The sequence below is a fragment of the Brevundimonas diminuta genome, from assembly GCF_050310045.1.
GTDB classification, from domain to species: Bacteria; Pseudomonadota; Alphaproteobacteria; order Caulobacterales; family Caulobacteraceae; genus Brevundimonas; species Brevundimonas diminuta_F.
Genome location: NZ_CP190005.1, coordinates 1263914 through 1290657, shown reverse-complemented (window position 1 = coordinate 1290657; position 26744 = coordinate 1263914). Strand labels below are relative to the sequence as shown.

Sequence of the window (26744 nt, the reverse complement as noted above, 5' to 3'; positions counted from 1 at the left end):
GCCTCACAGTCGGTCCATGCGCGTGGACAGCCTTTCCATTGAGGGCGCCCGTCGCCTGCTCGGCCTCAACGGCCCGGCGGGGGCGCAGGCGCTGGGCGTCGCCTTCCGCGCGGCGGTAAAGGCGGCGCGTCCTGACCACCCCGGCGGCGACGCCGATCGATTCCTCCGCGTTATCCTGGCCTATCGTCTGCTGCAGACTCAGATTCGCGCCCTGCCCGCCCCGCAGCCGCAAGCCGCTCCGGTTCAGGCCGCACCGCCCGTCTCAGCTCCTCCGCCGCTGGTGGTGCTGACGCCGATGCAGGCCCTGACAGGCGGCAGCGTCATGGTCGAGGTCGGAGGACGGCGGCTGCTGATCCACGTGCCGCCCGGCGTGCGCACGGCCGACCGCATCCGGCTGAAGGGCTGTTCGCCCCTGTTGCGCGTGCTGATCCGTCCTGCAGACGGCCTGTCGGTGCTGGGCGCCGACCTGTTCATGGATCAGGCCGTGGCGCCGCGCATGATGCGTGACGGCGGGCGAATCGAGATCGACACCCATGCCGGGCCGCAAGCCGCATGGCTGGTCCCAGACATGGTGGAGCCGGTGCGCCTGTGCCTGCGCGGACTGGGCCTTCCCGCGCGCGGGCGACGGCGAGCCGGAGACCTTTTCGTGCGGTTGATCGCCTCTGACGATCTGCCTTCAGCGGCCGAAGACATGCTGCTTCGTTTCACTCGGGTCTGGACGCCGCAGCGCATGGCGGCTTAAGCCTCGCCGTCATGTCGCATAACACCTTCGGCCATCTATTCCGCATCACCACCTGGGGCGAAAGCCACGGCCCGGCCATTGGCTGCGTCGTCGACGGCTGCCCGCCGCTGATCCCGCTGACCGAAGCCGACATCCAGCCCTGGCTGGACCTGAGAAGGCCCGGCGGCAGCCGCTTCGTCACCCAGCGGCAGGAGGCCGATCAGGTCCGCATCCTGTCCGGCGTCTATGATGACGGCGACGGCCCAGTCACGACCGGCACGCCCATCAGCCTGATGATCGAGAACACCGACCAGCGGTCCAAGGACTATGGCGAGATCGCCCGCGCCTTCCGCCCCGGCCACGCCGACTATGCCTATCAGGCCAAATACGGCGTGCGCGATCATCGCGGCGGCGGCCGGTCCTCGGCCCGCGAAACCGCCAGCCGCGTGGCGGCGGGCGCCGTGGCGCGCAAAGTTCTGGGCGACAGCATCCGCATCCGCGCAGGCGTGGTCCAGCTTGGCCCGCACCGCATCGCCGATGAGGCGATCGACTTCGACGCCGTCTACGACAACGCCCTGTTCGCCGCCTCAGCCGAGGTTGTGCCCGCGTGGGAACAATACCTGGACGGCGTGCGCAAGGCGGGCTCGTCCATCGGCGCTGTCGTCGCGCTGGAGGTGACGGGCCTTCCTGCCGGATGGGGCGCGCCCCTCTACGCCAAGCTGGACGCCGAACTGGCGGCGGGCCTGATGTCCATCAACGCCGTCAAGGGCGTCGAGATCGGCGCAGGCTTCGGCGCCGCTGAACTGACGGGCGAGGCCAACGCCGACGAAATGCGTCTGGGCGAGGACGGCCTGCCGACCTTCCTGTCGAACAAGGCAGGCGGCGTTCTGGGCGGCATTTCCACCGGCCAGCCGCTGACGGCGCGGGTGGCGTTCAAGCCGACCTCCTCCATCCTGACCCTGCGCCAGACCATCAACCGCGACGGCGATGAAGTCGACCTGCGCACCAAGGGCCGCCACGACCCCTGCGTCGCGCTGCGCGGCGTTCCGGTGGTGGAGGCGATGGCCGCCATCGTTCTGGCCGACGCCATGCTGCGGCACCGGGCCCAGGTGGGATAAGGCGGCGCTCAGGCGCCCCTTTTCGCAACAGAGATAGTTACCTATATGGTTTTCCAACGGCGCAGCGCAGGCTGCGCGCACTGGGAGACCGCATCATGATCGACGTCAGACCCTTCAACACCCTTGGCGGCGCCAACCACGGCTGGCTGAACGCCAGACATCACTTCTCCTTCGCCAACTATTACGATCCCAAGCGTATGGGCTGGGGACGCCTGCGGGTCTGGAACGACGATGAAATCGCCGCCCAGTCTGGCTTTCCGCCGCATCCGCACGCCGACATGGAGATCATCACCTACGTCCGCACCGGCGCCATCACCCACCAGGACTCCATGGGCAACACAGGCCGCACGGAAGCGGGCGACGTTCAGGTGATGAGCGCGGGCACCGGCGTGCGCCACTCCGAGTACAATCTGGAGAATGAGCTCACGACCATCTTCCAGATCTGGATCGAGACGGACCGGCCGGGCGCTCCGCCGACCTGGGGCCAGCGCGCCTTTCCCAAGAGCGACCGCTCGGGCCGCTTCACCATCGTCGCCTCTGGCGATCCGGCGGATGAAGCCCTGACGATCAACGCCGACGCCCGCATTCTGGCGGCTACGCTGAAGGCGGGTGGAAGCCTGACCTATGATCTGGCCTCCGGGCGCCGCGCCTATCTGGTGCCCGCCGTCGGTCAGGTTGACATCAACGGCACGACGCTGAACGCCCGCGACGGCGCCGGCGTCATCGACGAACCGACGATCACCATCACGGCCAGACAGGACGCCGAACTTGTGATGGTCGACAGTCTGTAAATCTAATGCAGGGGCGCTGACAGGATGATCGGGCGAGGGCAGACTGCCGACATGAGCCAACGCCTCCCTGCCCTTATCCTTTGTCTGACCGGCGCCCTGATGCTTCAGGGCTGCGTCGCGGGCGCCGTCGTCGGCGCAGGGGCCGCCGTGGTCGGCGGCGCGGCCAAGGTGACGGGCGCCGCCGTCGGCGCCGGTTTCGACGCTGTCACAACGTCTGACGAAGAAACCAAAGCGAAACGCGAACGCGAACAACGCGATTACGAGCGTGAACAGCGCCGCTGTGAACAGAGGCAGCGTCAGGGCAAGGCCTGCTGATCCGCCACAGGTGCGACGCGCCCATATTGCCCCGCATCCTAGCGGCTGCTAACGCCTTGCTCTTCCAGAAGGAGCCTTATGCGCAGAGCCTGAATCCCATCCCGTCTGCCGGGACCACGATGCGCCCGACCGGGCGCTGCTTCTGTTTGCATACCTATTCTGTAGAAAAACCATGTCACATACAGACACGATCATTCGTGCCTATCGTCCTGAAACCGATATGAAAATCTTGTCGGACATCTGGCTTCAGGCCTCGCTTCGCGCCCACGCCTTCATCGGCGAGCAGCGGCTGCGTGAGCAGCAGATCCTGATTAAAACCCAATACCTGCCGGACGCCGAAACCTGGGTCGCCTGCCGCGACGGCCAGCCCGTCGGCTTCATCAGCCTGATCGACTCCTTCATCGGCGCCCTTTTCATCGCCCCTGACCAGCAGGGTCATGGGATCGGTCGCGCCCAGACGACTCATGCGCTGGCGCTGAAGGGACAGCTGACGCTGGAAGTCTACACCGCCAACACCCAGGCCATGCGTTTCTACGAAGCGCTCGGCTTTCGGGAGCGGTCGCGCCGGCCGACCGATGACGAAGGCCTGCCTTTCGAAAACGCCGAAATGATACTGACGGCTTGATCCAGCGGCAGGGCGGTTCGCCGCCCTGCCCGCCTCCTAGCGCACGCCGATGTATTTGTGCGTCTGGACGCTGAGCCGCCATTGCGGGTGGGTCAGGCAGTATTCAATGGCGGCGGCGGTGTTGGCGGCCTGATCGGGCCCATCCATCGGCTGAAGCCAGAAACGCTCGAAATCCAGATGCTCGAAGCGGTCGGGCATGGCCAGCGGCTGGGGGAAGACCAGTTTCAGCTCCTGCCCCGACGTCTGAACCACAGGCGCGTCCGCCTTGGGGCTGATGCAGACCCAGTCGATGCCGTCCGGCGCCGTCAGGGTGCCGTTGCTCTCGATCGCCACCTCAAAGCCGCGCGTGTGCAGGGCCTCGATCAGGGCCGCGTCCAATTGCATCAACGGCTCGCCGCCGGTGCAGACGACCAGCTTCGGATCCCCCTCGCGGCCGCGCCACATCCCGTCGACATGGTCCGCCATCAGGTCGGCCGTCCTGAACTTGCCGCCGCCGTCACCGTTCACGCCGATAAAGTCCGTGTCGCAGAAGGTGCAGACGGCGGTGGCGCGATCCCGCTCCAGCCCGCTCCACAGATTGCATCCGGCGAAGCGCAGAAACACAGCGGGACGCCCCGCCTGCCCGCCCTCGCCCTGCACCGTCAGAAAGACTTCCTTGGCCGAATAGGTCATGCGCCGCCCGCCCACTGGGCGTAACCGGCCGCGCGCAGCTCACAGGCCGGGCACGTCCCGCAGCCATAGCCCCAGACGTGACGTTGCATGCGGTCGCCCAGATAGCAGGTGTGGCTGAACTCGATGATCGTCTCGACCAGAGCCGCGCCGCCAATCCGGTCGGCCAGTTCCCACGTCTGAGCCTTGGTCAGGAACATCAGCGGCGTCTCGACCGGAACCGGCTTGTCCAGCCCCAGCGACAGGGCGCGCGCCGTCGCCTGAATGGTGTCGTTGCGACAGTCAGGATAGCCGGAATAATCCGTCTCGCACATGCCGCCGATCAGGACTTCCAGCCCGCGGCGATCCGCCAGAGCCGCTGCCGCAACCAGGAAGATCAGGTTCCGCCCCGGCACGAAAGTGTTGGGCAGGCCCCGTGCATCGGCTTCAATGGCCCGCTCGGTGGTCATGGCCGTCTCGCCGATGGCGCCGAAGCCGGTCAGATCGATGACGTGGTCGTCGCCCAGACGCCCGGCCCACTGCGGCAGCGCCTTGACCAGTTCATCGCGAACAGACTGGCGGGCCTGCATCTCGACGGCATGACGTTGGCCATAGTCGAAGCCGACCGTCTCCACGCGATCAAAACGTTCCAACGCCCAGGCCAGGCAGGTGGCGCTGTCCTGCCCGCCAGAGAAAAGAAGAAGGGCCGTTTTTTCAGAGTGTTGCAAGATGCCGCTCATGACAAACCTGCGGTCGGCCCAGTGACCGCGCGCATTCGTAAAAAGTCCAGGGTCGGAAGATGGGACGCGCGCCTCTATACGCCAGTCGCGCGTCGCGGAAAAGGAAGCGGGAAACCGAGGCTCAAATTAGGATTTTTACGGACTCGATTTAACCCTTCGGCAAGCGTTTTTCTGAGATTGTAAAAAAATCTCATTAGGAGCCGGCCGTATGCCGACGATCGAAGTGCTGACCGACCGCATCGAGCCGGTGGCCAAGACAGCCACGACCGGTGAGATTCTGGCGCGGTTCCAGCGCGAACCGGACACGCTGGTGATTCCGGTGGTCGACGGCGACCGACCGATCGGCCTGATCGAACGCGGCGATTTCCTGCTGAAGCTGGCCGCGCCGCTGGGTCAGAGCCTGTATGGCGCACGCGACGTGGTCCACATAATGGACCCTGAGCCCGCCGTGATCGAAGCGGATGTCGGCATCGAAGCTTTCGCTCCCATCATTCTGAAAAGCGGCCCCGGCGCCCTGATGCGCGGCTTCATCGTCACTCACGGCGGCGCCTATCGCGGGGTCGGCACGGCGGTCGCCCTGCTGCGCGCCATCAATGCAGGCCAGCGCCACGAGAATGAACGCCTTGGCGAGCAACTGCAAACCTCCGATGCCGCCGAACAGGCCGCGCGGAATGCAGCCCGCGACAAAAGCCGCTTCATGGGTCTGGTCAACAGCGAACTCAGCACCTCCATGAACGGCGTGCTGGCTGTCGCCGAGCTTCTGCACCGACAGCCGCTGAACGAGGCCGCCAAGGCCCATGCCCGGACCATCATGGATTCAGCCGGCGACATGCTGGACAACCTGCGCGACGCCCTTGATCTGGCCCGTGCGGAGGCTGGAGAGCTTCAGATCAACGCCGCCCCCACGCCGCTGCGGACCCTGATGGACGAGTTGCAGGGCCAGTGGGCGCCGCGCGCCGCCCAGAACGGCGTCTCCCTGATGATCGGCTATGAAGGCGACACGGAACTGGCGGCCATGCTGGACGCTGATCGGCTGCGTCATGTCTTCAACCATCTGATCGTCAACGCCCTGAACCATTCGCGTCACGGCATGGTCGAGGTCAGCCTCAAGGCTCAGGCTCGAGGCGAACGTGTGCGGATCGAGGCCCGCGTCCGCGATGACGCCGCCCCCGATGACGACCGCATCAACAGCCTGAACGACGCCTCAGCCGAGAACAGCGGCCTTGGCCTGGCGATCAGCCGTCGCCTGATCGAGTGCATGAAAGGCCGCATCTGGGCCGAAAACAACACCGGACGCGGTGCCACCTTCGCCTTCGACCTGTCGGCGCCGATCGCTTTCATTCAGCGGGAAGAACCGACCAACATCGCCGATCTGGATCAGCTTCACCTGCAGGCGCGCCCTCATGTGCTAATCGCCGATGACAACGCCACCAACCGCGTGGTGGCTCAGGCCTTGTGCGAAATGTTCGGCTGCACGTCGGAAACGGTCGAGGACGGTCAGGAAGCCGTAGAGGCGGTTCAGGCCAGGCCGTTCGATCTGATCCTGATGGACATCAAGATGCCGCGCCTAGACGGCGTCGGCGCCACGCGCGCCATCCGCGCCCTGGACGGCGCCCCGCGCGACATTCCGATCATCGCCCTGACCGCCAACGCCGACCCGGACGACGCCAAGGCCTATCTGGCGTCAGGCATGGCCGCCGTGGTTGAAAAACCCATCAAGCCCGAGCGTCTGCGCCTTGCGATGAACACGGCGCTGGAGCCGTCAGGCGATGCCGTCCGCACGCGTGGCGTGGCCTGAAGACTACAGGCTCGACGGCCTCACATCCCGAAACTTCCGGCCCCTGCCTGACACGATAAAAGCTCGGGCCGCGCCGTGCAGACAGGCGCTGCAACCTCTCTTCACGTGGCAGGCACTCCTTGATGGTGGACAAGAACATCCCCGACGGGCGACCAAGGCGGGACTCAACACAGGACGCCTCAATGACGGACTCATTCCTGGACACCATCCTGCCCCAACTCGCATCCGGCGCGGCGCATACCCATGCGCTGGGCTTCGCCTTTGAGGATGTAAAAGGCGATCGCGTGCGTATCCGCGTCCCCTATCGTGAAGATCTGGTCGGTGATCCCGAAACGAGCGTGCTGGCCGGGGGGCTGGTCACGACCTTGCTGGATCACGTCGGAGGGCTGGCCGTCTGGGTGGGTCTGGGCGCCTTTCGGCCGGTGGCGACGCTGGATCTGCGGGTCGACTATATGCGCGCAGCGGCGCCCGGCCGCGACCTGCTGGCCGAGGCGCGCTGCTATCGGCTGACGCGCAACCTGGCCTTCGTGCGCGCCTGGGCGTTCGAAGACGACCCGGCCGATCCCGTCGCCGCCGCCCAGTCCGCCTATATGGTCAGCGCCGAGGGCGATCTGCGCGCAGGCGCCAATCTGAAGTCGCGGCGCGCGACGGAGACTCCCGCATGACCGCCTCCCTGCTCGACAACCTGCCCTACGCCCGGTTTCTGAACCTTCAGACGCAAGCCAACGGCGATGAAGTCACCGTAGTCATGCCTTTCAACGACAAGCTGATCGGCAATCCCATGCTGCCCGCACTGCACGGCGGATCGACCGCGGCCCTGCTGGAAATGACGGCCATGGCTCAGGTCTCCCTGACCTATCCCCGTCTGCGGCTGCCACGCCCGATCAATGTCACCGTCGCCTATCTTCGCTCTGGCCGCCCGGTCGATGTCTACGCACGCGCACGCATCAACAAGGCAGGGCGCCGCGTCGCCCATGTCATCGCAGAGGCCTGGCAGGACGCCCGGCACGAGCCGATCGCCTCGCTCACCGCCCATTTTTTTCTGGACGCAGAAGACGCCTGATCAAGACGTCGTGGATAATTGTAAAAAATGTAACAGCGCCCTCTATTCATAATAGTTAATACACGTTAACCATTTCCCGTCGTTCCTTTTCATACGAGGGGTAAGTTATGGATCGCAATGAAGTCATCGCTGGCGTCGCTGGCGAACTGCACGCTGCTGAGAAGGCGTTGGATGACGCCATCAACCACGCCGCCACACTGGTTCAAGCCATGATCAGCGCCCGCTCGGCCCTGTCGATCTCGGCCGTGGCCGGCGCCGCATCCCAGGCCAAGGCGATGGAGACGATCTCCGCCCTTGGCGCCGCCCGCGAAGCGATGATCGGCTGCCACGCAGAACTGGAAAAAGATCACCGCCGTCTCGGCTACGGGACCTATGCCGCAGGCCCGCTCAACAAGCCGAACGAGTGGGACAGCCGCCCGATGGGCAGCCAGGAGCGCCACCTCCGCGTTGCATGAAATCGCGGTAACTTAAGGGAATAGCGCTGCTTTTTTAGCGCACACAATGTAAAGTGGCCTCCATTGTTGAAAGCAATAATGGGGGTCTTCATTGCTGGAAACTATTGCAGCCCTGGTCGGCGCAGGGGTGATGATCGCCATAGGACTGTTCGCGCTGGCCAAGGGGGGCCGGCCTGAACGGATCGGGGCAGGCACAATGTTGACTGCCTGGTTCCTATCCATTCTTTCGCAGACCTATCTCGGCTACACCGCTGTTCAGTGGCCAGTATTCGTGATTGACATCATAGTCTTGGCGATCTTCGTCGCCCTGGTGTGGAAATCACCGCGATCCTGGCCGGTTTGGGCGGCCGCCTTCCAACTGCTCGCTGTCGTCAGCCATGTCATGGTGCTGCTGAAGCTGAAACCGGAGATCTCAGCCTTCTATACAGTCCTGAACATGTCAGCCTATGGCATCATGATCGCCATCGCGGTCGGGACCTTTTTCGCCTGGCAGGAAAGGCGCGCCGTCGGCATCGACGACGATCGATAGGTGGATATTCCTATTTTGTTCGAGTAAGCTTCCAAATCTAGACTCTTGGAAGTTCCCATGCCCCTGTCCCACGCCCAGATTTGGAAGGCGATAGACGCCCTGGCGCGGCGACAGGGCGTTTCGGCCTCGGGACTGGCGCGACGCGCCGGACTGGATGCGACCAGCTTCAATCCATCAAAGCGATTGGGGCCAGGCGAGCCGCCTCGCCCCCGCTGGCCCTCGACCGAAAGCCTGATGCGCGTGCTGGAAGCCACCGGGCTCAGTCTCGGCGAATTCGCGGCGCTCGCAGACGACGACGTCCCTCAATCGCGCGTGATCCCTTTGTTGGGCCTTGCGCGCGCTGGAGATCAGGGTTTCTTCGATGATGCGGGCCTGCCCATGGCCGAAGGCTGGGACCAGACCGAACTGCCCGGTCATAAGGACAGTTTGTTCAGCCTGACCATCGATGGCGACTCGATGGAGCCGGTCTACCGCCCCGGCGATCGCGTGATCGTCGATCTGGATGCGACAGAGGTGCGACGGGGCGACCGGGTTGTCGTGCGCACGTCGGATGGGGAAACCCTGGCCAAGGAGATCGCCGCCCTGAACGCGCGCGAAGTCACGCTGGCGTCGCTGAACCCCCTGTACGAGCCGCGCATCCTGCCGCGCCGTCAGGTGCTGTGGATGGCCCGTATCCTGTGGGTCAGCCAATAGTGGAAGGGCCGCCCCTGTCGGAACGGCCCCGTCTTTTGATCGACGCGGGGGAGAAATCCGCCGATCAGTTCGGCACGACGTAGCGGGCGTTGACCCAGCCGCCGCCGGCGATCTGAACCCACTCGCCCTCCGACCCAATGGCCGTGAAGGGCTGGCCCGCCGACAGGCTGCCGGCCTGGCTGTAGTTGGCGCCGGGGCCTGAGCGGATGCGCAGGTTCGAGGTGGCGCGATACATGTTGTCGTTACTCTGCGCCGTCACACGGCCGCGTTGCTGGTTGCAGCCGATGTAGGATCCGGCGGCAGCGCCGGCGCCTGCGCCCAGCACGGCACCTAGAGCGCGCTCATTCTTGGAGACCTGACTTCCTGCCAGACCGCCCAGCACGGCGCCGATGGCAGCGCCCGCCTGCTGTCGTCCGCCCGGCGCGTCGCAGTTGGTGATGCCGTTAGCCTGCGGCATGGCGCTGGCGCTCATCGGTATGGCTGCGGCGCCCAGCGCGGCGATCATGGATGCAGCGGCCAGACCGGCTTTGAAGGTTTTCGACATGAGGCTCTCCTGTCATCGCTTCGTCGTTGAAAGGAGAATGCGTCAACGCAGATGAAAGCTCCCCCAGCCGCGCCGTTGTCTGCCATTCATCTTTATGAGCCACACGAAAAAGGGCCGCCGACATCGCCAGCGGCCCCGCATTTTCAATCCTTAGGATGCTCTCAGGCCAGACGGCCTTCGGCGCCCTTCTCGATCAGTTCGATCGTCTGAGACAGACCGTAGATGGCGGCGAACGATCCGAACCGCGGTCCCTGCGAAGCGCCCAGCAGCACCTCATACAGCGCCTGGAACCAGGCCCGCAGAGGCTCGAACTCATGCGCCTTGCCCACGGCGTAGACCTCGCCCTGGATGACTTCGCCGTCGGTGGTGTCGGCGGGCAGAGCCTTCAGGCGCTCCGCCAGATCCAGCAGCGCCGCCTTCTCCTTGTCGTCAGGCAGACGATAGGTCTTCGAGGGCTTCACGAAGTCCTCGTAATAGTTCAGCGCATAGCCCATCAGCCGGTCCAGCACCGGCTCATTCTCAGGCGTGGCGTCCGGCAGATATTTGGCGAAATAGGCCCACAGCTGGTCCTTGGTCGAGGCGTTGGCTACGCCCACCAGGTTCAGCAACAGGGCGAAGGACACCGGCGAGACGCTCTCGGGCGGAGTCCCTGAGTGGATATGCCAGACGGTGTTGTCGATCTGCTTGGCCGGTTCCTGCGTCTTGTACTGCTCGATGAAGGACAGATAGTCGTCCGTCGCGCGCGGAATGACGTTGAAGTGCAGGCTCTTGGCCGACTTCGGCGACTGGAACATGTACCAGCTCAGGCTCTCTGGCGTGCCGTAGCGCAGCCACTCCTCCATCGTCAGGCCGTTGCCCTTGGACTTGGAGATCTTCTTGCCTTCGATGTCGAGGAAGAGCTCATAGTTGAAGCCCTCCGGCGGAACACCGCCGATGGCGCGGCACAGCTTGGACGACTCGCGCACGCTCTCGATCAGGTCCTTGCCCGACATCTCATAGTCGACGTCCAGCGCCATCCAGCGCATGGCCCAGTCGGGCTTCCACTGCAGCTTCACATGACCGCCGGTGACGGGAACCTCGGTGCGGCCGCCAGCGGGATCGTCAAACACGATCGTGCCTTTCTCGACGTTACGCTCCAGCGTCGGCACCTGCAGCACATGGCCGGTGATCGGGCTGATCGGCAGGAAGGGCGAATAGGTGGCGCGGCGCTCCTCGCCCAGGGTGGGCAGCATGATGCCCATGACCTTGTCGAAGCGTTCCAGCAGGGTCAGCAGGGTCGCGTCAAACCGCCCCGACCGATAGGTCTCGGTCGAGGACATGAACTCATAGTCGAAGCCAAAGCTGTCGAGGAAGGCGCGCAGGCGGGCGTTGTTGTGCGCGCCGAAGCTGTCGTGCGTGCCGAACGGATCGCGCACCTTGGTCAGCGGCAGATGCAGGTCTTCGCGCAACATCTCCGGGTTGGGGATGCCCTCCGGCACCTTGCGCAGGCCGTCCATGTCGTCGCTGAAGGCGATCAGGCGCGTGGCCCAGTGATCGCCAGTCAGGGCGCGAAACGCGTTGCGCACCATGGTCGTGCGCGCCACCTCGCCGAAGGTGCCCATGTGCGGCAGGCCCGACGGGCCATAACCCGTCTCCAGGATCACCGGCTTGTTCAGCGCCTCGAAGGTGGCCAGGGCCTCGTCCGTCTTGCCCGCGTCGATCAGCAGTTTCGCGGCATCGCGCTCTGCGTCGGACAGCCGTTTTTTGAGCACGTGGGCCAGCAGGTTGCGCGCTTGCTCAAACGGCCACGAACGGGCCTCACGGGACAGGGTTTCGAGGTTCTCTAGCATGTACCGGGCTTTGACGCCTTGAGCGAGCAAGGTCAACGACCTGATTGGAAACTCTGATCGCCTTGAGCTATTCAGCGGAGCAAAGTTTTTGAGCCCGAATGCAGAGCCATCCCATGCGCTTCACGTTTCCGAGCCTTGCGGCCTTCCTTGTGGCTATGGCTGGCGCCTCAATCGCCACGGCGTCAAGCAGGCAGCTCCCCCAAGGCCCTTTCACCTTGTTCGCGGGTAACAGCACAGCTGCAAATTTCATCGTAGAGAATTCTCGCACACGCTCCGACGATATCGTTCTAGTCACAAATTACCGAGTTTACGCAAACGCCATTCCCAGCCCAAGCGGGACAATCGATCAAGACACGACAGAACTAAAGATCGATTGCTCAGCATGGACCTATCAACAGATATCAATCAATGCGTTTGGCCCTCATGGCGACTGGGTTGTTTCTTTCCCCACAGAAACAGGCAAGCCTATAGAACCTGAACAAACTTGGGACTTTCTCGCACGCGTGGTCTGTAATGACCTTCAATTTCCAGCGAGCGCCACAGTGAACGGAGCAAGCGCGGCTCGGTCGCTGGGGTTGTCACGCCTGAAATAGCCAAGTGCGGCCATCTCCAGCCATTAATAGCTGCCGCATCATCGCATCAGCTATCAACACCTTGCCTGACCCAATTCAGAGCCGCGCTTCGGCGTTCCTGGGCAACTGCATCTGGTTCTCGAAACTCATGGCCAGATCGCCGTCCTGATTTGTGACGGTCGTCTTGGTGCGGACGACGCCGCGGTCGGGCTGACTCTTCGACGGGCGGATTTCGATGATTTCACGGCGCACCGTCAGGGTGTCGCCCGGCCGCACGGGCCGCACCCACCACAGGGCGTCGACGTTCATACCCAGCAGCGGCGTCTGGCCGAAATAGGCCTCGTCCACGAACTGACGCATGACGCGCGAGCAGACGTGCCAGCCGCTGGCGATCAGGCCGCCGAAACGTCCCGCCTCGGCCGCCGCCTTGTCGATGTGCATGGGTTGCGGGTCGAACTCGGTCGCGAAGGCGACGATCTCGGCCTCGGTCATGGTGAAGGGTTCGCTGTCCCAGCTTTCGCCGACGGTCAGGTCGTCCAGATAGCGGTCGGTCATGCACTCAAACTCCCATTGGCTGCGTCTGACATAGCGGCTGGGACGGTTTTCGCCAGTCGACTTTCCGCCGGGCCTCGCTTGACCGCAAAGACGCGGCGTGAGCATTCCCCGCCTCATGCGGACATCCGACTTCGACTTCGACCTGCCCGAGGCGTGCATCGCCCTGCGCCCCGCCGCCCCGCGCGACTCAGCGCGCCTTCTGGTCGTGAGGGGCGGCGACCTTCAGGACCGGATCATCCGTGACCTGCCGGATTTCCTGCAACCCGGCGACGCCCTGGTCTTCAACGACACCCGCGTGATCCCCGCCCGTCTGTCGGGCGTGCGTCACCGCACCGGACCGGAAGGCGAACTGCTGTCCGTGCCGGTCGAGGCGACCCTGCACCACCGCGACGCGCCCGATGTCTGGAGCGCCTTCATGAAGCCCGGCAAGCGGCTGAAGGTCGGCGACCGCGTGCGCTTCGGGCGCGAGGAAGACAACGCCTGCTTCCTGGGCCAGGTTGACGCCGAGATCACCGCCAAGGGTGAGGACGGCCTCGTCACCCTGCGCTTCGATCTGGCAGGCCCTGTGCTGGACGACGCCATCCGCGAGGTCGGGGTCATGCCCCTGCCCCCCTATATCGCGGCCAAGCGGGCCGAGGACGATCAGGACCTGAAGGATTATCAGACCGTCTTTGCCGAGCATGACGGCTCGGTCGCCGCGCCGACGGCGGGCCTGCACTTCACCCCGCCCCTGCTGGACGCCATCCGGGCGCGGGGCGTGACGACCCATGCCGTGACCCTGCACGTCGGGGCCGGCACCTTCCTGCCGGTCAAGGCGGACGACACGGCCGATCACAAGATGCATTCCGAGTGGGGCGAGGTCTCGGCCGAGACCGCCGACGCCCTGAACGCCGTGCGCGCGGCAGGCGGGCGCATCATATGCGTCGGCACTACCTCCCTGCGCCTTCTGGAAAGCGCCACGGGCGAAGACGGCGTGGTCAAAGCCTTCCACGGCGACACGGCCATCTTCATCACGCCGGGCTATCGTTTCCGCGCCTGCGACGTGCTGATGACCAACTTCCACCTGCCGAAATCGACGCTGTTCATGCTGGTCAGCGCCTTCGCCGGACTGGAGACGATGCGCGGCGCCTACGCCCACGCCATCGACAGAGGCTATCGCTTCTATTCTTATGGCGACGGAAGCCTGCTGTTCCGGGAAGACGCCCAATGAGCCACATCGACGACCTGCCCGAAAATCTGGCTGCGACCTTCGACATCCTGGCCTCAGCGGCCAGTGAGCTTCAGGACCCCTGGTGGGTATTTGGCGGCGCCGGCATGGCGTTGTCGGGCCTGTCGGAATGGCACGTGCCGGACGTCGACGTGATGACCAGCCCGCGCGACGCCAGACGCCTGATCGAGACCCTGCACGGCGAAGCGGTCGAAGACCCCGGCGAAGGCCTTTTCCGCTCTCAGGTCTTCGGCCAGATCCTGACCACGCCGGTCCCGGTCGAGGTCATGGCGAAGATGGATGTGCGCGCGGGCGCCGACTGGACGCCGGTCATCTTCACCACCCGCCAGCCGATCACACTGGACGGCGGGACGCTCTATGTTCCCACCGTCGCCGAACAGATTGAAAAATGCCGCCTGTTCGGGCGTCCAAAAGACCTGCAACGCGCCGAGCGCCTCGAGACGCTGCTGCGCTGACTGGCGGTTCCGAGACAGAGGGCCTAAGACGCGGCTCCCTGCAAGGAACGCCCATGCCTTTTCCGTTTGAGATTTCCGCTGTTGAAGGCCGCGCCCGCACCGGCGTGCTGAAAACCACGCGCGGCGACATCCGCACGCCCGCCTTCATGCCTGTCGGCACCGCCGCCACCGTCAAGGCGATGACGGTGGATCAGGTCAAACAGACCGGCGCGGACATCCTGCTGGGCAACACCTACCACCTGATGCTGCGGCCCGGCCCCGAACGGATGGAGCGTCTGGGCGGGCTTCATAACTTCATGCGCTGGGACAAGCCGATCCTGACCGACTCCGGCGGCTTTCAGGTCATGAGCCTGTCAGGCATTTCCAAGCTGACCGAAGAGGCCGTGACCTTCTCCAGCCATATCGATGGGTCCAAGCACGTCCTTACACCGGAACGCTCGATCCAGATTCAGGCCGACCGCCTCGGCTCCGACATCGTCATGCAGTTGGACGAATGCGTCGCCTGGCCCGCCGAGGAAAAGCGCGCCCGCGAGGGCATGGAGCTGTCAGCGCGCTGGGCGCAGCGCTCGAAGAATGCTTTCGGCACGCGTGACCGTCAGGCCCTGTTCGGCATCCAGCAGGGTTCGACATTCGAGCACCTGCGTCGTGAATCTGCGGAACGCCTGCAGGAGATCGGCTTTGACGGTTACGCCATCGGCGGCCTGGCCGTCGGCGAAGGCCACGAAGCCATGTGCGAGGTGCTGGACTATGCGCCCGAGTTCCTGCCCAAGGATCGCCCTCGCTATCTGATGGGCGTGGGCAAGCCGATCGATCTGGTCGAGGGGGTCTATCGCGGCGTCGACATGTTCGACTGCGTCCTGCCGACTCGCGCTGGTCGCCACGGCCAAGCGTGGACCTGGGATGGCCCGCTGAACCTCAAGAACGCCCGGTTCGCCGAGGATCAGGACCCGCTGGATGCGGAAGTCCCCTGCCCTGCATCGCAGGACTATTCAAAGGCTTATCTGCATCACCTGATCCGCGCCGATGAGATTCTCGGCAAGATTCTGTTGAGCTGGCACAACATCGCCTTCTTCCAGGCGCTGACGGCGGCCATGCGCGCCGCCATCGCCGAGGGCCGGTTCGAACAGTTCCGCCGCGACTTCCGCGCGCGGCACCTCAAGGTCTAGCCGCGACGCGGCGTGAAACCGGCCGGGGCCGCAGGCGGTGCGCAATTCCGCTGCATCCCTACGCCTTTCAGGAAGGAGCGGCGGCGCAGCCCCGCCTGAATGGCCGACTGGACGTGCTTGCTGTGGGCATCGGCTCCCGTCAGACGACGCACCCAGCTGCGGGCCGGAATGAAGTCCGTCACCGTGCCTCGCACGGCGTCCAGCGTCGCCCCGGCGGCGGCGTCCGCAGCCCGCTCGCTCATGAAGGTTCCATCGTCAGTGGGCGCAGCGTCCGTGTCCGGGCCCAGCGCCTCATCCAGCCGCCGGACTTCGGCGGCGATGACCGAACAGCGGGTCATGTTGCGCAGGTCATAGGGATTGGATTCCGCCTGCAACAATACGGTCGGGATCTCCTGACGCTTCAGGTTCAGATCTTCCAGCGGCGCAGCCACCGCATCCCCCAACCCCGCCCCGACCTGATCAACACCGCCCTTGGCGGATGTCCCCGCATTACAGCCAGCCAGCAACAGGGAAACGGCGAGTGCAGCAGAGGAAATGTGGCGCATGATCTATTTAATCACGCACCGCCATCTGAAGCCAAGTCCGCTTTATGCTTAAAGAAGCCCTTCTCGACCTCAGTGTGTCCAGGGCTGCTTGCGGTTGGTGGCGAAGTTGTCGGCGTAGGCCTTGATGATGACCGGGGCTTCGTTCGGTTCATGCAGACGGAAGGCGATGCCGTGGCGTTCGGCGTATTCGATCGCTTCTTCCTTGGTGTCGAAGTTCAGACGCACCTGGCCGTTCATGTCCGTCGAGCTGGTCCAGCCCATCAGCGGGTCGATGGTGCGGGCCGAGGCAGGCTCGAACTCCAGGCGCCAGTCGCGCGCCTTGGCCTTGCCGGACTGCATCGCGGTCTTGGCCGGGCGATAGATGCGAGCGAGCATGGACGGAATCCTTCGGACGGGGAACTCGCGGCGTGCATACCCCGCCCCGCCCGCGCGGTCCAGACGCAGCAGGCCCGTCATGTGGCGCGTCTCAGGCCGCCAGGGTTGAGGAACCGGCGTCGATCCAGCGTCGTGCGGCGCGCTGGGCCTCGGCGATCTCGGCGTGCTCCATCTCCTGACTGATGTCGCGGCGGTACTCGCGCGCCTCGATCGAGCCCTTCATGGCCGCCAGGTTGAAGATCATATGGGCCGACACCCGATCGATCGGGTATCCATCCAGCCCAGCCGAATAGGCCAACCCAAGACGGAACAGCGCATCGCCGTCCATGTCGGGCGTAGGCAGCGGCAGCATGTCGTGCGCCTGTGGCGCGTGGTTCAGCGGATTCATCAGCAATCCTCCTTCGCGGCGCCCTTCTGACACCGCTATCGGACAGGCATTCAAATATCGTCGGTTTAAAATTAGCGTTAACACAGATCGGTCGGGCGCGACGCACCCTCAATCCGCACACGGATGTAAGCTGTCATCGTGGTTCAGCGGCGGTTCATTCGGTCAGCCCGAAGGTCGACGCCAGACAGGGATTTCGCTTCTTGTAATGGAGTCGCAAGATGAACCGCCTGACCAAGGCCGCCGTGATTGCTCTCGCCCTGACGACGACGGCCGCCCCCATGCTGGCCCAGGCTCAGGATCGTGGCGGTCGCCACGAAAGCCGCTATGATCGCCGCGACGACCGACGCGATGCGCGTTACGACCGACGCGACTGGCGTCAGGACCAGCGCCGTCATGACAACTGGAGCCGCGACAACCGCAATTGGTGGCGCGGCCGGCCGGAATTCCGTGACTATCGCGGCGCCCGCAACGGATACTGGTATGCGCCGGGGCATGGTTATTACCGCGTGGAACCACGCCATTACGACTATCGCTGGCGCACCGGCGCCTATCTGCCCCCGGCCTATCGCTCTTATTATGTTCGCGATCCCTACTTCTATGGTCTCCGGCCTGCACCCCGCGGCTATCGCTATGTACACGCTGGCAGCGATATCCTTCTGATCGCCGTCGCTACAGGGCTGATCGCCAGCGTGATGAACGACGTCTATTGAGCCATTGCGACAGGTTTCGCTTCGCCCCGCAAGGCTTCAGGTCTTGCGGGGCTTTTTCATGACAATGCTCTGTGATCAGCGTTCAGACCCAGTTCATGACGTCTCGCTCATTTTTACCCCAAGCCGTCCAGTCCGGACGTGCGAGGACTTCGACCATGAAACGTTCGCTTCTCATGTTCGCAGCGGCAGCCAGCTTCCTCGTGCCTGCTGCGGCCCCCATGGCCGTTCTGGCCCAGGACAGACCGCAGGCGCGTCAGGATGGGCCTCGCCGTATGGAACGCAGCCAGCCGCAGCGCCAGCACCAGAACGCTGATCGTGCGCGCCCGCAAGGTCCGCGCCCGGAGCGTCGACCGGATGCGCAGCGCCCGCAGCCGCCAGAGCAGCGACCGTCCCAGCGGCCAGACAATCCGCGCCCACAACGCCCTGAGCAGCGGCCGGACTGGAATCGTCCGGATCGTCCCGGCGCACAAAGACCAGAGCAACGCCCTGATCGCCCGCAGCGCCCGGACCGTCCCGATCGGCCTCAACGGCCCGATCAGCCACGCCCGGACAGACCCAATCGTCCTGAGCGTCCTAATCGGCCAGAGCGCCCTGAGCGCCCCGATGGTCACCGACCCGACCGGCCGGGATGGAACAGGCCTGACAATAATCACCGACCCGATCGCCCGGACTGGAACCGCCCGAACCGGCCTGACTCAAATCGCCCGGACTGGAACCGTCCCGGTCGCCCTGACGCGCACAGACCCAACCGGCCCAATCGTCCGGGCCAATGGAACCGGGATCGCGACTATCGTGAGTTCCATAACCGCTGGAACCGGGACCAGTGGCGTCGTGACTGGGACCGCCGCAATCGCAGCGACTGGTGGCGCTATGACTCGCGGTTCCAGGGCTGGAGCGGGACGCGGATCGGTTTCTATTTCGCACCGGGGTACGGCTATTACAGCGTGCCGCGCACCTATTGGAATCGACAGTATGCCGTCGGCCAGTATCTGCCGGATGTTTTCTGGCGCTATCAGGTGAACGACTGGCGCACCTATGGGCTGGGCTATCCGCCGCCCGGAACGCGGTGGGTCTATGTCGACAATGCGATCTATCTGATCGACGACTACGACGGCTACATCATCGAAATCGTCCGCGATGCCTGGCGCTGGTGACACAACAAGGAAGCCCCGGAGATCGCTCTCCGGGGCTTTTTTAGCGGGCTGCAGGTCAAAAAGCTTTGCCGTCTCGCTCCCACACAGCCCCGCCACTCACGCGCCCCCTGTCGCTCAAGCAGCGAGCGACCGCATCGCGAGCGTTAGCGACCAGCCGGGGGTTTGGGGGCCGCAGCCCCCAAGATTAAACCTTAAATCAAAGCCCCAGCTTTGATTTAAGGATGTCGTTCACCGCAGCCGGGTTGGCCTTGCCGCCGGTGGCCTTCATGACCTGGCCGACGAACCAGCCGATGGCCTGAGGCTTCTCGACGACTGCGGCGGCCTTGTCCGGGTTGGCGGCGATGATCTCGTCCACCGCCTTCTCGATGGCGCCGGTGTCCGTAACCTGCTTCAGGCCGTGCTTCTCGACCACCTCGGCGGGCGAGCCTTCGCCGTTCCAGACGTGATCGAAGACTTCCTTGGCGATCTTGGACGAGATGACGTTCGTCTCGATCAACTCGACCAGCTGGGCCACATGGGCGGCGGGCAGCGGATTGTCGCTGAAGTCCTTGCCATCCGCGGCCAGACGGGCCGAGACCTCGTTCGTCACCCAGTTGGACACCAGCTTGGCGTCGCGGCCCCCACTCCCCGTATCTTGGGCGGCGGCCTCGAAATAGTCGGCCTTGGCCTGTTCCGAGATCAGCACGCCCGCGTCGTATTGCGACAGGCCGTATTCGCTCATGAAGCGGCGGCGCTTGTCGTCCGGCAGTTCCGGCAGGTCGGCCTTGATGGCGTCGATCCACGCCTGTTCCAGCTCCAGCGGCAACAGGTCGGGGTCGGGGAAGTAGCGATAGTCCTGCGCCTCTTCCTTGGAGCGCATGGAGCGCGTTTCGCCCGCCGTCGCGTCGTACAGACGTGTTTCCTGCGTGATCGAACCACCGTCTTCGAGGATCTCGATCTGGCGGCGCGCCTCATACTGGATCGCCTGAGAAATGAAGCGGAAGCTGTTGACGTTCTTGATCTCGCAGCGCGTCCCCAGGAAGCTGAAGTCGCCCGTTTCCTTGAACCTGTCGTAGTTCCCGGCGCGGCAGACCGACACGTTCACGTCGGCGCGCAGATTGCCCTTCTCCATGTCGCCGTCGCAGGTGCCGAGGTAGATCAGGATGGTCCGGATCTTCTTGACGTAGGCGACCGCCTCTTCCGGCGAGCGGATGTCGGGGCGCGAGACGATCTCCATCAGCGCCGTGCCCGCACGGTTCAGGTCGACGTAGGACTCGGTCGGCGACAGGTCGTGGATCAGCTTGCCCGCGTCCTGTTCCAGGTGCAGGCGCTCGATGCCGACGTTGAAAAAGCTGCCGTCCTCGGCCTCCACCTCGACCACGCCCTCGCCCACGATGGGGTGATACAACTGGCTGATCTGATAGCCGGTCGGCAGGTCGGGATAGAAGTAGTTCTTGCGGTCGAACTGGCTCTTCAGGTTGATCTGGGCGCGCAGGCCCAGGCCCGACTTCACCGCCTGCTCGACGCAATACTTGTTCAGTGTCGGCAGCATGCCAGGGAAGCCGGCGTCGATCAGCGACACCTGCTCGTTCGGCCCGGCGCCGAAGCCGACCGCCGCGCCCGAGAACAGCTTAGCGTTCGAGGCGACCTGGGCGTGGATCTCCAGACCCATGACGATTTCCCAGGCGCCGGTGCGGCCCTGGATCAGTTTGGAGTTCTCAGTCATGCTCACCACCAACGGTCCGGCTTGGCGACGAAGCCCGCCGCGTCTTCGAGGGCGCCCGCGACCTGGAAGACGGTCGCTTCATCCAGGGCCTTGCCGATGACCTGCAGGCCCAGCGGCAGGCCCTCGCTGTTCAGTCCGGCAGGCACAGAGATGCCCGGCAGACCGGCCAGGTTGGTCGTCACCGTGAAGACGTCATTCAGATACATGGTCAGCGGGTCGATCTGCTTGTCGCCCAGCTTGAACGCCGCTGTCGGGGTCGACGGCGTCAGGATGGCGTCCACCTTGCCCCAGACGTTGTCGAAGTCCTCGGCGATACGGCGACGCACCTTCAGCGCCTTGACGTAATAGGCGTCGTAGAAGCCCGCCGACAGCACATAGGCGCCGATGGTCAGGCGGCGCTGGACCTCCTTGCCGAAGCCCTCCGCGCGCGAGGCGGCGTAGAGGTCGTCCAGCGACGAGAAGTCTTCGGCGCGATGGCCGAAGCGCATGCCGTCATAGCGCGCCAGGTTGGACGACGCCTCGGCCGGGGCCACGATGTAGTAGGTCGGCAGGGCGTATTTGGTGTGCGGCAGGCTGATCTCGACGATCTCGCAACCGGCGGCCTTCAGCCAGGCGACGCCCTGCTCCCACAGCGTCTTGATCTCTTCGGACATGCCGTCGATCAGATATTCCGCCGGGACGCCGATGCGCAGGCCCTTGACCGACTGGCCGACGGACTGAGTCCAGTCGGGGGTTGGGACGTCGAGGCTGGTCGAGTCCTTCGTGTCAAACGAGCACATGGACTGCAGCAGCAGGGCCGCGTCCTTCACCGTCTTGGTGATCGGCCCGGCCTGATCCAGCGACGAGGCGAAGGCCACCATGCCGAAGCGGCTGGCGCGGCCGTAGGTCGGCTTGATGCCGACCGTGCCGGTGAAGGCGGCGGGCTGGCGGATCGAGCCGCCGGTATCCGAGGCCGTCGCGGCCAGACACAGGTCAGAAGCCACGGCCGAGGCCGAACCGCCGGACGAGCCGCCCGGCGTCAGCTCGGCGTTCGAACCCTTGGCCTTCCACGGGTTCTTCACCGGACCGAAGGCCGAGGTCTCATTGGCCGAGCCCATGGCGAACTCGTCCATGTTCAGCTTGCCCAGCATGACCGCTCCGTCGCGCCACAGATTGGCGGTGACGGTGGATTCATACGGCGGCACGAAACCCCGCAGCATGTTGGAGGCGGCGGTCGTCTGCACGCCTTCGGTGCAGAACAGGTCCTTGATCCCCAGCGGCGCGCCTTCCAGCGCTCCGCCATCGCCCTTGGCCAGTTTGGCGTCAGACGCGCGCGCCTGTCCCAGCGCCTTGTCCGCCGTCACCTCGATATAGGCGTTCAGCGTCGGGTTCGAGGCCTCGATATTGGTCAGGAAGGCCTGGGTCAGCTCTTGTGACGAGAAGGTCTTGGCCTTCAGCCCGTCGACGGCGTCGGCCAGCGTCAGTTTGGTCAGATCGGTCATGACTTACTCCACGACCTTGGGCACGACGAAGAAGCCGTCGGCGGACTTAGGCGCGTTGGACAGGACGTCGGCGACCTTGTCGCCGTCCGTGACCACGTCGTCGCGCAGGCGCAGCGGTTGAGACACGTTGGAGGTCATCGGCTCGACGCCCTGCACGTCCACCTCGTCCAGCTGTTCGATCCACTGCAGGATGCCGTTCAGCTCCTGGGCCAGCGGCTCCAGGCGGTCCTCGGGGGTCTTGATGCGGGCGAGATGCGCAACCTTGCGCACCGTCGCGGCGTCGATGGCCATGCGGCCCTCCAAAGCATGAGAGTCTGAGGGGGCGGGATTAGCGTTTCAACGCCGCTTCGACAAGGATCGGACGGTGCTCTTCATGCAGCTTGACCATGGCGACCAAAGGTCCCCTATCCTGATACTGCGTCCATCGCGAGTATGAAGGCCCGCCTCGAGGAGACCCAAGCCATGAAGATCACCGGCCCCCAAGCCCGCGCCGCCCGCGCCCTGGTGCAATGGCCGCGCGACCATGTCGCCCGCCTGTCCGGCCTGACCATCGACATCCTGGCCGACTTCGAACGCGAGAACGTCGATCCCGGCGAAGAGGCCCGCAGTCGCCTTCAGGCCGCGCTGGAAGAAGGCGGCGCCGTGTTTCTGAACGAAGAGGACGGCGGTCTGGGCGTGCGGCTGAAGTTCACCCGCAAGGAAGTCCGCTCGATCCGCAGCATGGAGAATGAAGGCGGGCCGGTCGGGGATGATGACGTGTGAGCCTGTCTCCAACTCCGCCGGGATGAGCGGAGAGTGATGACCCCACGCTTTGACTCACGCCTCATCTGGGCCTAACGCGCCCACGTGCCAGTCTTTGACCTTTCCGAACTGCCCGCCGCCTGCCCGCCCAACACCCCGTGGCTGGGGCTGGATCTGGGCGAGAACACCATCGGCGTCAGCGTGTCCGACACCGGCCGCATCATCGCCAGCCCGCTGGAGTTGATCCGCAAGACCAAGTTCAGCAAGGACGCCGAACAGCTGTTCAGGATCATGGACGGCCGCAAGGTCTCGGCGCTGGTCATCGGCCTGCCGCTGAACATGGACGGAACCGAGGGCCCGCGCGCCCAGTCGTGCCGCGCCTTCGCCCGCAATCTGGAGCGGCTCCGCCCCGTCAACGTCGCCTTTCAGGACGAGCGGCTGTCGACCACCGCCGTCGAGCGTTTCCTGATCGACGAACTGGACCTGACCCGCAAGCGCCGCGCCGATGTGGTGGACCGCACCGCCGCCGCCTGGATCCTGCAAGGCGCGCTGGACCGGCTGCGCGACTGAGATGGCGGCCCTCCTCGCAGGCGTCCTGCCGGTCTTCCTGCTGCTGGCGCTCGGCTATGGCCTGAAGAAGTCGGACTATCTGCCCGACGCCGCCTGGCGGCCGATCGAGAAGCTGGCCATCAATGTCCTCTATCCCGGCTTCCTGATCCCGGCGATCTGGAATGCGGACCTGTCAGGCTCGGCCGCAGGCGCAGCGGGCGCCGCCGCCGTCACCGTGTCCATCATCGTCTCGGCCCTGACCCTGCTGTCCAAGCCCCTGCTGCCTCTCAGCGGCCCGGCCTATACCAGCGTCTTCCAGGGCATGATCCGCTGGAACAGCTTTGTCTTCCTGCCCGTCGCTCAGGCGACCTTCGGGCCCGCGGGCGTGGGTCTGGCCGCCGTGGTCATCGCCGCCATGATCCCGGTCAGCAACATCCTGAGCGTGATCGTCCTGTCGAAATGGGGCGCGGGTCAGCACGGCGCCTCGCCCAGGGCTCTGTTCCGGGCGATGATGTCCAACCCGATCCTGCTGGCCTGCCTGCTGGGTCTGGCGCTGAACTTCTCGGGCGCGCCACAGCCGCCCGGCGTGGCCGAGACGCTGCAACTGCTGGGATCGGCCGCCCTGCCGCTGGGCCTGATCGTGGCGGGCGCAGGCCTTAGCTTCCGCGAACTGGCGCGGACACGGGTCACAGTCGGCGCCGTGGTGGCGGTCAAGATGATCGTGACGCCGCTGGCCATGTGGCAGCTGGCGCGTCTGTACGGCGGTGATGAGCTGGCGCAGGGAATCGCCCTGCTGTGCGGGGCCGCGCCCGGCGCCGCCTCAGCCTATGTGCTGGCGCGCCAGATGGGCGGAGACGCCCCGCTGATGGCCGGGATCATCGCAGCGACGACGGTATTCTCGGTCATAGGCATCCCAGCAGCCCTGCTGCTATTCCATCTGGCCTGAGTCCCGCCTATAGCGGCGTCTCAATGACCCATGCAGCGCCTGTCACCGATCTCATCAAGGAACGGCTGACGCCGTTCCCCCGCGACCACTTCCTCGCCGCCGGAGACCTCCATCCGCCGGCCGCCTTGGCCTTGCTGGACCTGGCCGACGCCTTCGTCGACTTCAACCGGCAATCGGCCAAGGGCGTCGACCTGCTGCGTGGGCAGACGGTCGTGAACCTGTTCTTCGAGAACTCGACGCGAACCAGCTCCTCTTTCGAGATCGCGGCCAAGCGCCTGGGCGCCGACGTCGTGACCATGCCGGTCGCCTCCTCCTCGGTGAAGAAGGGCGAGACGCTGATCGATACCGCAGTGACGCTGAACGCCATGAAGCCGGAGATTCTGGTGGTGCGCCACGCTTCGTCCGGCGCGGTGGACCTGCTGTCGCAGAAGGTCGGATGCGCAGTCGTAAACGCGGGCGACGGGCGGCATGAGCACCCGACACAGGCCCTGCTGGACCTGCTGTCTCTGCGCCGCGCTTTCGGCGACGTGGGCGGACTGACCGTGGCCATCTGCGGCGACATCGCCCACAGCCGCGTGGCGCGCTCGAACGTCGCCCTGCTGCAGATGATGGGCGCGCGGGTGCGGCTGATCGGGCCGCCGACGCTGGCGCCCGGCGACGCCGACCGCTGGGGCTGTGAGGTCTTCCACGACATGAAGGAGGGTCTGGCCGGTTGTGACGTGGTCATGATGCTGCGCCTTCAGCTGGAGCGGATGGCCGGCGCCCTGATCCCCTCGACGCGCGAGTATTTCCGCTTCTGGGGTCTGGATCGCGAAAAGCTGGCCTGGGCCGCGCCGAACGCCAAGGTCATGCACCCCGGCCCGATGAACCGCGGCGTCGAGATCGATTCCGACGTGGCCGACGACCTGAGCGTCTCCCTGATCCAGGATCAGGTCGAGATGGGCGTCGCCGCCCGCATGGCCGTTCTGGCCGCCCTCGCCCACCGCCGCGCGGGAGGCGCCGCATGACCGCCGCTCAACCCATCGCCATCATCAACGCCCGCCTGCTGGACCCGGCCAGCGACTATGACGGCCCCGGCGCGGTCCTGATCGAGAACGGCCGCATCGTCGAGGTCATCCACGGACAGGCGACGCAACGCCCGGAGGGCGTGCAGATCATCGACGCCGAGGGCCGCTGCCTGGCGCCCGGCCTGATCGACATTCGGGTCAAGACCGGCGAACCCGGCAACGAACCCAAGGAAACGCTGAAGTCGGCCAGCCTGTCGGCGGCGGCGGGCGGCGTCACCACTATCGTCGTCCAGCCCGACACCGACCCGGCCATCGACGACCCGGCCCTGATCGACCACATCCAGCGGCGCGGCGCTGCGCTCGATCTGGTCCACGTCCGCGCGGCGGGTGCGGCGACCCAAGCCCACGACGGCGAGCGCATGGCCGAGATCGGCCTGATGCACGAGGCGGGCGCCCTGTATTTCACCGACGGCGACCGGGTGATCCGCAACACCCGCACCCTGCAACGGGTCATGTCCTACGCCGCCTCCTTCAACGCCATGATCGCCTGTCGCCCGACCGAGCCGTGGCTGTCGGAGGGCGCCGTCGCGACCTCGGGCGAACTGGCGACGCGGCTGGGCCTGTCCGGCGCCCCCGCCATCGCCGAGCGCATCCAGCTGGAGCGCGACCTGGCTCTGGTCGAACAGACCGGCGCACGCTTCCTGATCGACCAGATCTCGACCGAAGGCGCGCTGGAGACGCTGGCTCGCGCCCGTGCGCGAGGGCTGGAGGTCGCGGCCTCGGCTTCGATCAACCACCTGTGCTTCAATGAAATCGATATCGGCGACTACCGGACCTTCTACCGGCTGGACCCGCCCCTGCGCGCCGAAAGCGACCGGCAGGCCCTGATCGAGGCGGTGCGCGACGGCCTGATCGACGTCATCACCTCGGCCCACTGTCCCGAACCGGCCGAGAACAAACGCCGTCCCTTCTCCGAAGCCGAGCCGGGCGCCGTGGGTCTGGAAACGCTACTGCCCGCCGCCCTGACGCTGCACCACGAATACGGCGTCGATCTGCTGGACGTGCTGCGGCCGCTGACGCAGGGCCCGGCGGCCCTGCTGGGGCTGGAAGCCGGTGAGCTGTCACAGGGCCTACCCGCCGATCTGGTGCTGTTCGACGCCGGAGCGCCGGTGATGATCGACGCCTCGACCCTGCGCTCCAAGTCCAAGAATTCTCCCTTTGACGGACGGCGACTGCAAGGGAAGGTCTTGCTCACCGTCGTTTCGGGCCGCATCGTCCACGACGCACTTTAAGGGGAG

Annotated in this window: 32 protein-coding genes; 21 read left to right on the top strand and 11 right to left on the bottom strand. The window is 65.3% G+C overall.

Annotation, left to right across the window (positions count from 1 at the left end; genetic code table 11):
* The first annotated feature begins 16 nt into the window (after positions 1–16).
* From ACORJG_RS06275 to ACORJG_RS06255, 5 genes are all read left to right on the top strand, one after another.
* Positions 17–742: a J domain-containing protein gene (locus tag ACORJG_RS06275; protein ID WP_427792471.1), complete on the top strand. Its 726-nt coding sequence runs from the start codon at positions 17–19 to the stop codon at positions 740–742.
* 11 nt (positions 743–753) lie between these two features.
* Positions 754–1839 (top strand): chorismate synthase, encoded by a 1086-nt coding sequence (gene aroC, locus ACORJG_RS06270; protein ID WP_427792470.1) that lies wholly within the window; start codon positions 754–756, stop codon positions 1837–1839.
* Positions 1840–1934: 95 nt separating this feature from the next.
* On the top strand, positions 1935–2630 hold the full coding sequence (locus ACORJG_RS06265) for a pirin family protein (RefSeq protein ID WP_427792468.1): 696 nt from the start codon (positions 1935–1937) through the stop codon (positions 2628–2630).
* A 51-nt stretch (positions 2631–2681) separates the two neighbouring features.
* Positions 2682–2945, top strand: coding sequence for a hypothetical protein (locus tag ACORJG_RS06260; protein ID WP_427792466.1), 264 nt, complete (start codon positions 2682–2684; stop codon positions 2943–2945).
* A gap of 220 nt (positions 2946–3165) precedes the next feature.
* Positions 3166–3570 carry a GNAT family N-acetyltransferase gene (locus ACORJG_RS06255; protein ID WP_427792465.1) on the top strand — a complete coding sequence of 135 codons (405 nt, stop codon included), beginning with the start codon at positions 3166–3168 and terminating at the stop codon, positions 3568–3570.
* Positions 3571–3606: 36 nt separating this feature from the next.
* Here the strand turns inward: ACORJG_RS06255 and queE are convergent, their stop codons facing one another.
* Both queE and queC read right to left on the bottom strand, forming a co-directional pair.
* On the bottom strand, positions 3607–4242 hold the full coding sequence (gene queE / locus ACORJG_RS06250) for a 7-carboxy-7-deazaguanine synthase (protein WP_427792463.1): 636 nt from the start codon (positions 4240–4242) through the stop codon (positions 3607–3609).
* Positions 4239–4949: a 7-cyano-7-deazaguanine synthase QueC gene (gene queC / locus ACORJG_RS06245; RefSeq protein ID WP_427792981.1), complete on the bottom strand. Its 711-nt coding sequence runs from the start codon at positions 4947–4949 to the stop codon at positions 4239–4241. Before queC ends, queE begins: the two co-directional genes overlap by 4 nt.
* Positions 4950–5166: 217 nt before the next feature.
* Between queC and ACORJG_RS06240 the strand changes: the two genes are divergently transcribed.
* The 6 genes from ACORJG_RS06240 to ACORJG_RS06215 all read left to right on the top strand — a co-directional run bounded on the left by ACORJG_RS06240 (position 5167) and on the right by ACORJG_RS06215 (position 9496).
* Positions 5167–6756, top strand: a complete 1590-nt coding sequence (locus ACORJG_RS06240) for a response regulator (protein WP_427792461.1) — start codon at positions 5167–5169, stop codon at positions 6754–6756.
* A 182-nt stretch (positions 6757–6938) separates the two neighbouring features.
* Positions 6939–7421 carry a PaaI family thioesterase gene (locus ACORJG_RS06235; RefSeq protein ID WP_427792459.1) on the top strand — a complete coding sequence of 161 codons (483 nt, stop codon included), beginning with the start codon at positions 6939–6941 and terminating at the stop codon, positions 7419–7421.
* On the top strand, positions 7418–7819 hold the full coding sequence (locus ACORJG_RS06230; RefSeq protein ID WP_427792457.1) for a PaaI family thioesterase: 402 nt from the start codon (positions 7418–7420) through the stop codon (positions 7817–7819). The genes ACORJG_RS06235 and ACORJG_RS06230 overlap by 4 nt, the downstream gene beginning before the upstream one ends.
* A gap of 107 nt (positions 7820–7926) precedes the next feature.
* A complete protein-coding gene (locus ACORJG_RS06225) occupies positions 7927–8274 on the top strand; it encodes a hypothetical protein (RefSeq protein WP_427792456.1) in 348 nt (115 codons plus the stop codon).
* 91 nt (positions 8275–8365) lie between these two features.
* Positions 8366–8803 (top strand): hypothetical protein, encoded by a 438-nt coding sequence (locus ACORJG_RS06220; RefSeq protein ID WP_427792455.1) that lies wholly within the window; start codon positions 8366–8368, stop codon positions 8801–8803.
* Positions 8804–8860: 57 nt separating this feature from the next.
* Entirely contained in the window at positions 8861–9496 is a 636-nt protein-coding gene (locus ACORJG_RS06215; protein ID WP_427792453.1) for a S24 family peptidase, read from the top strand.
* A gap of 64 nt (positions 9497–9560) precedes the next feature.
* Here ACORJG_RS06215 and ACORJG_RS06210 read toward each other — a convergent pair whose 3' ends face one another.
* The 3 genes from ACORJG_RS06210 to ACORJG_RS06200 all read right to left on the bottom strand — a co-directional run bounded on the left by ACORJG_RS06210 (position 9561) and on the right by ACORJG_RS06200 (position 12996).
* Positions 9561–10040 (bottom strand): SH3 domain-containing protein, encoded by a 480-nt coding sequence (locus ACORJG_RS06210; RefSeq protein WP_427792451.1) that lies wholly within the window; start codon positions 10038–10040, stop codon positions 9561–9563.
* A gap of 161 nt (positions 10041–10201) precedes the next feature.
* Positions 10202–11869: a lysine--tRNA ligase gene (locus tag ACORJG_RS06205; RefSeq protein ID WP_427792449.1), complete on the bottom strand. Its 1668-nt coding sequence runs from the start codon at positions 11867–11869 to the stop codon at positions 10202–10204.
* A 668-nt stretch (positions 11870–12537) separates the two neighbouring features.
* Positions 12538–12996: a MaoC family dehydratase gene (locus ACORJG_RS06200; RefSeq protein ID WP_427792447.1), complete on the bottom strand. Its 459-nt coding sequence runs from the start codon at positions 12994–12996 to the stop codon at positions 12538–12540.
* Positions 12997–13111: 115 nt separating this feature from the next.
* On the opposite strand from ACORJG_RS06200, the gene queA reads away from it, so the two are divergent.
* From queA to tgt, 3 genes are read left to right on the top strand one after another with little or no spacing between them, the layout of a single operon-like run.
* Positions 13112–14206, top strand: a complete 1095-nt coding sequence (gene queA, locus ACORJG_RS06195; RefSeq protein WP_427792980.1) for a tRNA preQ1(34) S-adenosylmethionine ribosyltransferase-isomerase QueA — start codon at positions 13112–13114, stop codon at positions 14204–14206.
* On the top strand, positions 14203–14679 hold the full coding sequence (locus ACORJG_RS06190; protein WP_427792445.1) for a hypothetical protein: 477 nt from the start codon (positions 14203–14205) through the stop codon (positions 14677–14679). Before queA ends, ACORJG_RS06190 begins: the two co-directional genes overlap by 4 nt.
* A gap of 53 nt (positions 14680–14732) precedes the next feature.
* The gene (gene tgt, locus ACORJG_RS06185; protein ID WP_427792444.1) at positions 14733–15845 is read left to right on the top strand and encodes a tRNA guanosine(34) transglycosylase Tgt; all 1113 of its coding nucleotides are present in this window, start codon (positions 14733–14735) and stop codon (positions 15843–15845) included.
* On the opposite strand, the gene ACORJG_RS06180 is transcribed toward tgt, so the two are convergent.
* The 3 genes from ACORJG_RS06180 to ACORJG_RS06170 form a co-directional block, all read right to left on the bottom strand.
* Positions 15842–16390 carry a hypothetical protein gene (locus ACORJG_RS06180; protein WP_427792442.1) on the bottom strand — a complete coding sequence of 183 codons (549 nt, stop codon included), beginning with the start codon at positions 16388–16390 and terminating at the stop codon, positions 15842–15844. The two genes, tgt and ACORJG_RS06180, sit on opposite strands and share 4 nt — an antisense overlap.
* Before the next feature lie 69 nt (positions 16391–16459).
* Positions 16460–16765 carry an ETC complex I subunit gene (locus ACORJG_RS06175; RefSeq protein WP_427792979.1) on the bottom strand — a complete coding sequence of 102 codons (306 nt, stop codon included), beginning with the start codon at positions 16763–16765 and terminating at the stop codon, positions 16460–16462.
* A gap of 91 nt (positions 16766–16856) precedes the next feature.
* Positions 16857–17153 carry a sel1 repeat family protein gene (locus tag ACORJG_RS06170; RefSeq protein WP_427792440.1) on the bottom strand — a complete coding sequence of 99 codons (297 nt, stop codon included), beginning with the start codon at positions 17151–17153 and terminating at the stop codon, positions 16857–16859.
* A 218-nt stretch (positions 17154–17371) separates the two neighbouring features.
* On the opposite strand from ACORJG_RS06170, the gene ACORJG_RS06165 reads away from it, so the two are divergent.
* On the top strand, positions 17372–17863 hold the full coding sequence (locus ACORJG_RS06165; protein ID WP_427792438.1) for an RcnB family protein: 492 nt from the start codon (positions 17372–17374) through the stop codon (positions 17861–17863).
* A 944-nt stretch (positions 17864–18807) separates the two neighbouring features.
* Entirely contained in the window at positions 18808–19017 is a 210-nt protein-coding gene (locus tag ACORJG_RS06160) for an RcnB family protein (RefSeq protein WP_427792437.1), read from the top strand.
* A gap of 196 nt (positions 19018–19213) precedes the next feature.
* Here ACORJG_RS06160 and gatB read toward each other — a convergent pair whose 3' ends face one another.
* Genes gatB through gatC form a run of 3 tightly spaced genes read right to left on the bottom strand, consistent with a single transcriptional unit; the run spans position 19214 to position 22494 of the window.
* Positions 19214–20722: an Asp-tRNA(Asn)/Glu-tRNA(Gln) amidotransferase subunit GatB gene (gatB, locus tag ACORJG_RS06155; protein WP_427792435.1), complete on the bottom strand. Its 1509-nt coding sequence runs from the start codon at positions 20720–20722 to the stop codon at positions 19214–19216.
* Between the two features lie 2 nt (positions 20723–20724).
* A complete protein-coding gene (gene gatA / locus ACORJG_RS06150) occupies positions 20725–22203 on the bottom strand; it encodes an Asp-tRNA(Asn)/Glu-tRNA(Gln) amidotransferase subunit GatA (RefSeq protein WP_427792433.1) in 1479 nt (492 codons plus the stop codon).
* A 3-nt stretch (positions 22204–22206) separates the two neighbouring features.
* On the bottom strand, positions 22207–22494 hold the full coding sequence (gene gatC, locus ACORJG_RS06145) for an Asp-tRNA(Asn)/Glu-tRNA(Gln) amidotransferase subunit GatC (protein WP_003167060.1): 288 nt from the start codon (positions 22492–22494) through the stop codon (positions 22207–22209).
* 171 nt (positions 22495–22665) lie between these two features.
* Between gatC and ACORJG_RS06140 the strand changes: the two genes are divergently transcribed.
* From ACORJG_RS06140 to pyrC, 5 genes are all read left to right on the top strand, one after another.
* Positions 22666–22965: a DNA-binding protein gene (locus ACORJG_RS06140; RefSeq protein WP_427792430.1), complete on the top strand. Its 300-nt coding sequence runs from the start codon at positions 22666–22668 to the stop codon at positions 22963–22965.
* A gap of 84 nt (positions 22966–23049) precedes the next feature.
* Positions 23050–23514, top strand: coding sequence for a Holliday junction resolvase RuvX (ruvX, locus tag ACORJG_RS06135; protein WP_427792428.1), 465 nt, complete (start codon positions 23050–23052; stop codon positions 23512–23514).
* Between the two features lies 1 nt (position 23515).
* Positions 23516–24439 carry an AEC family transporter gene (locus ACORJG_RS06130; RefSeq protein WP_427792426.1) on the top strand — a complete coding sequence of 308 codons (924 nt, stop codon included), beginning with the start codon at positions 23516–23518 and terminating at the stop codon, positions 24437–24439.
* A 23-nt stretch (positions 24440–24462) separates the two neighbouring features.
* Complete coding sequence (locus ACORJG_RS06125; protein ID WP_427792424.1) at positions 24463–25446, top strand: aspartate carbamoyltransferase catalytic subunit; 984 nt, start codon at positions 24463–24465, stop codon at positions 25444–25446.
* Positions 25443–26738, top strand: a complete 1296-nt coding sequence (gene pyrC / locus ACORJG_RS06120) for a dihydroorotase (RefSeq protein ID WP_427792420.1) — start codon at positions 25443–25445, stop codon at positions 26736–26738. The genes ACORJG_RS06125 and pyrC overlap by 4 nt, the downstream gene beginning before the upstream one ends.
* Positions 26739–26744 lie beyond the last annotated feature (6 nt).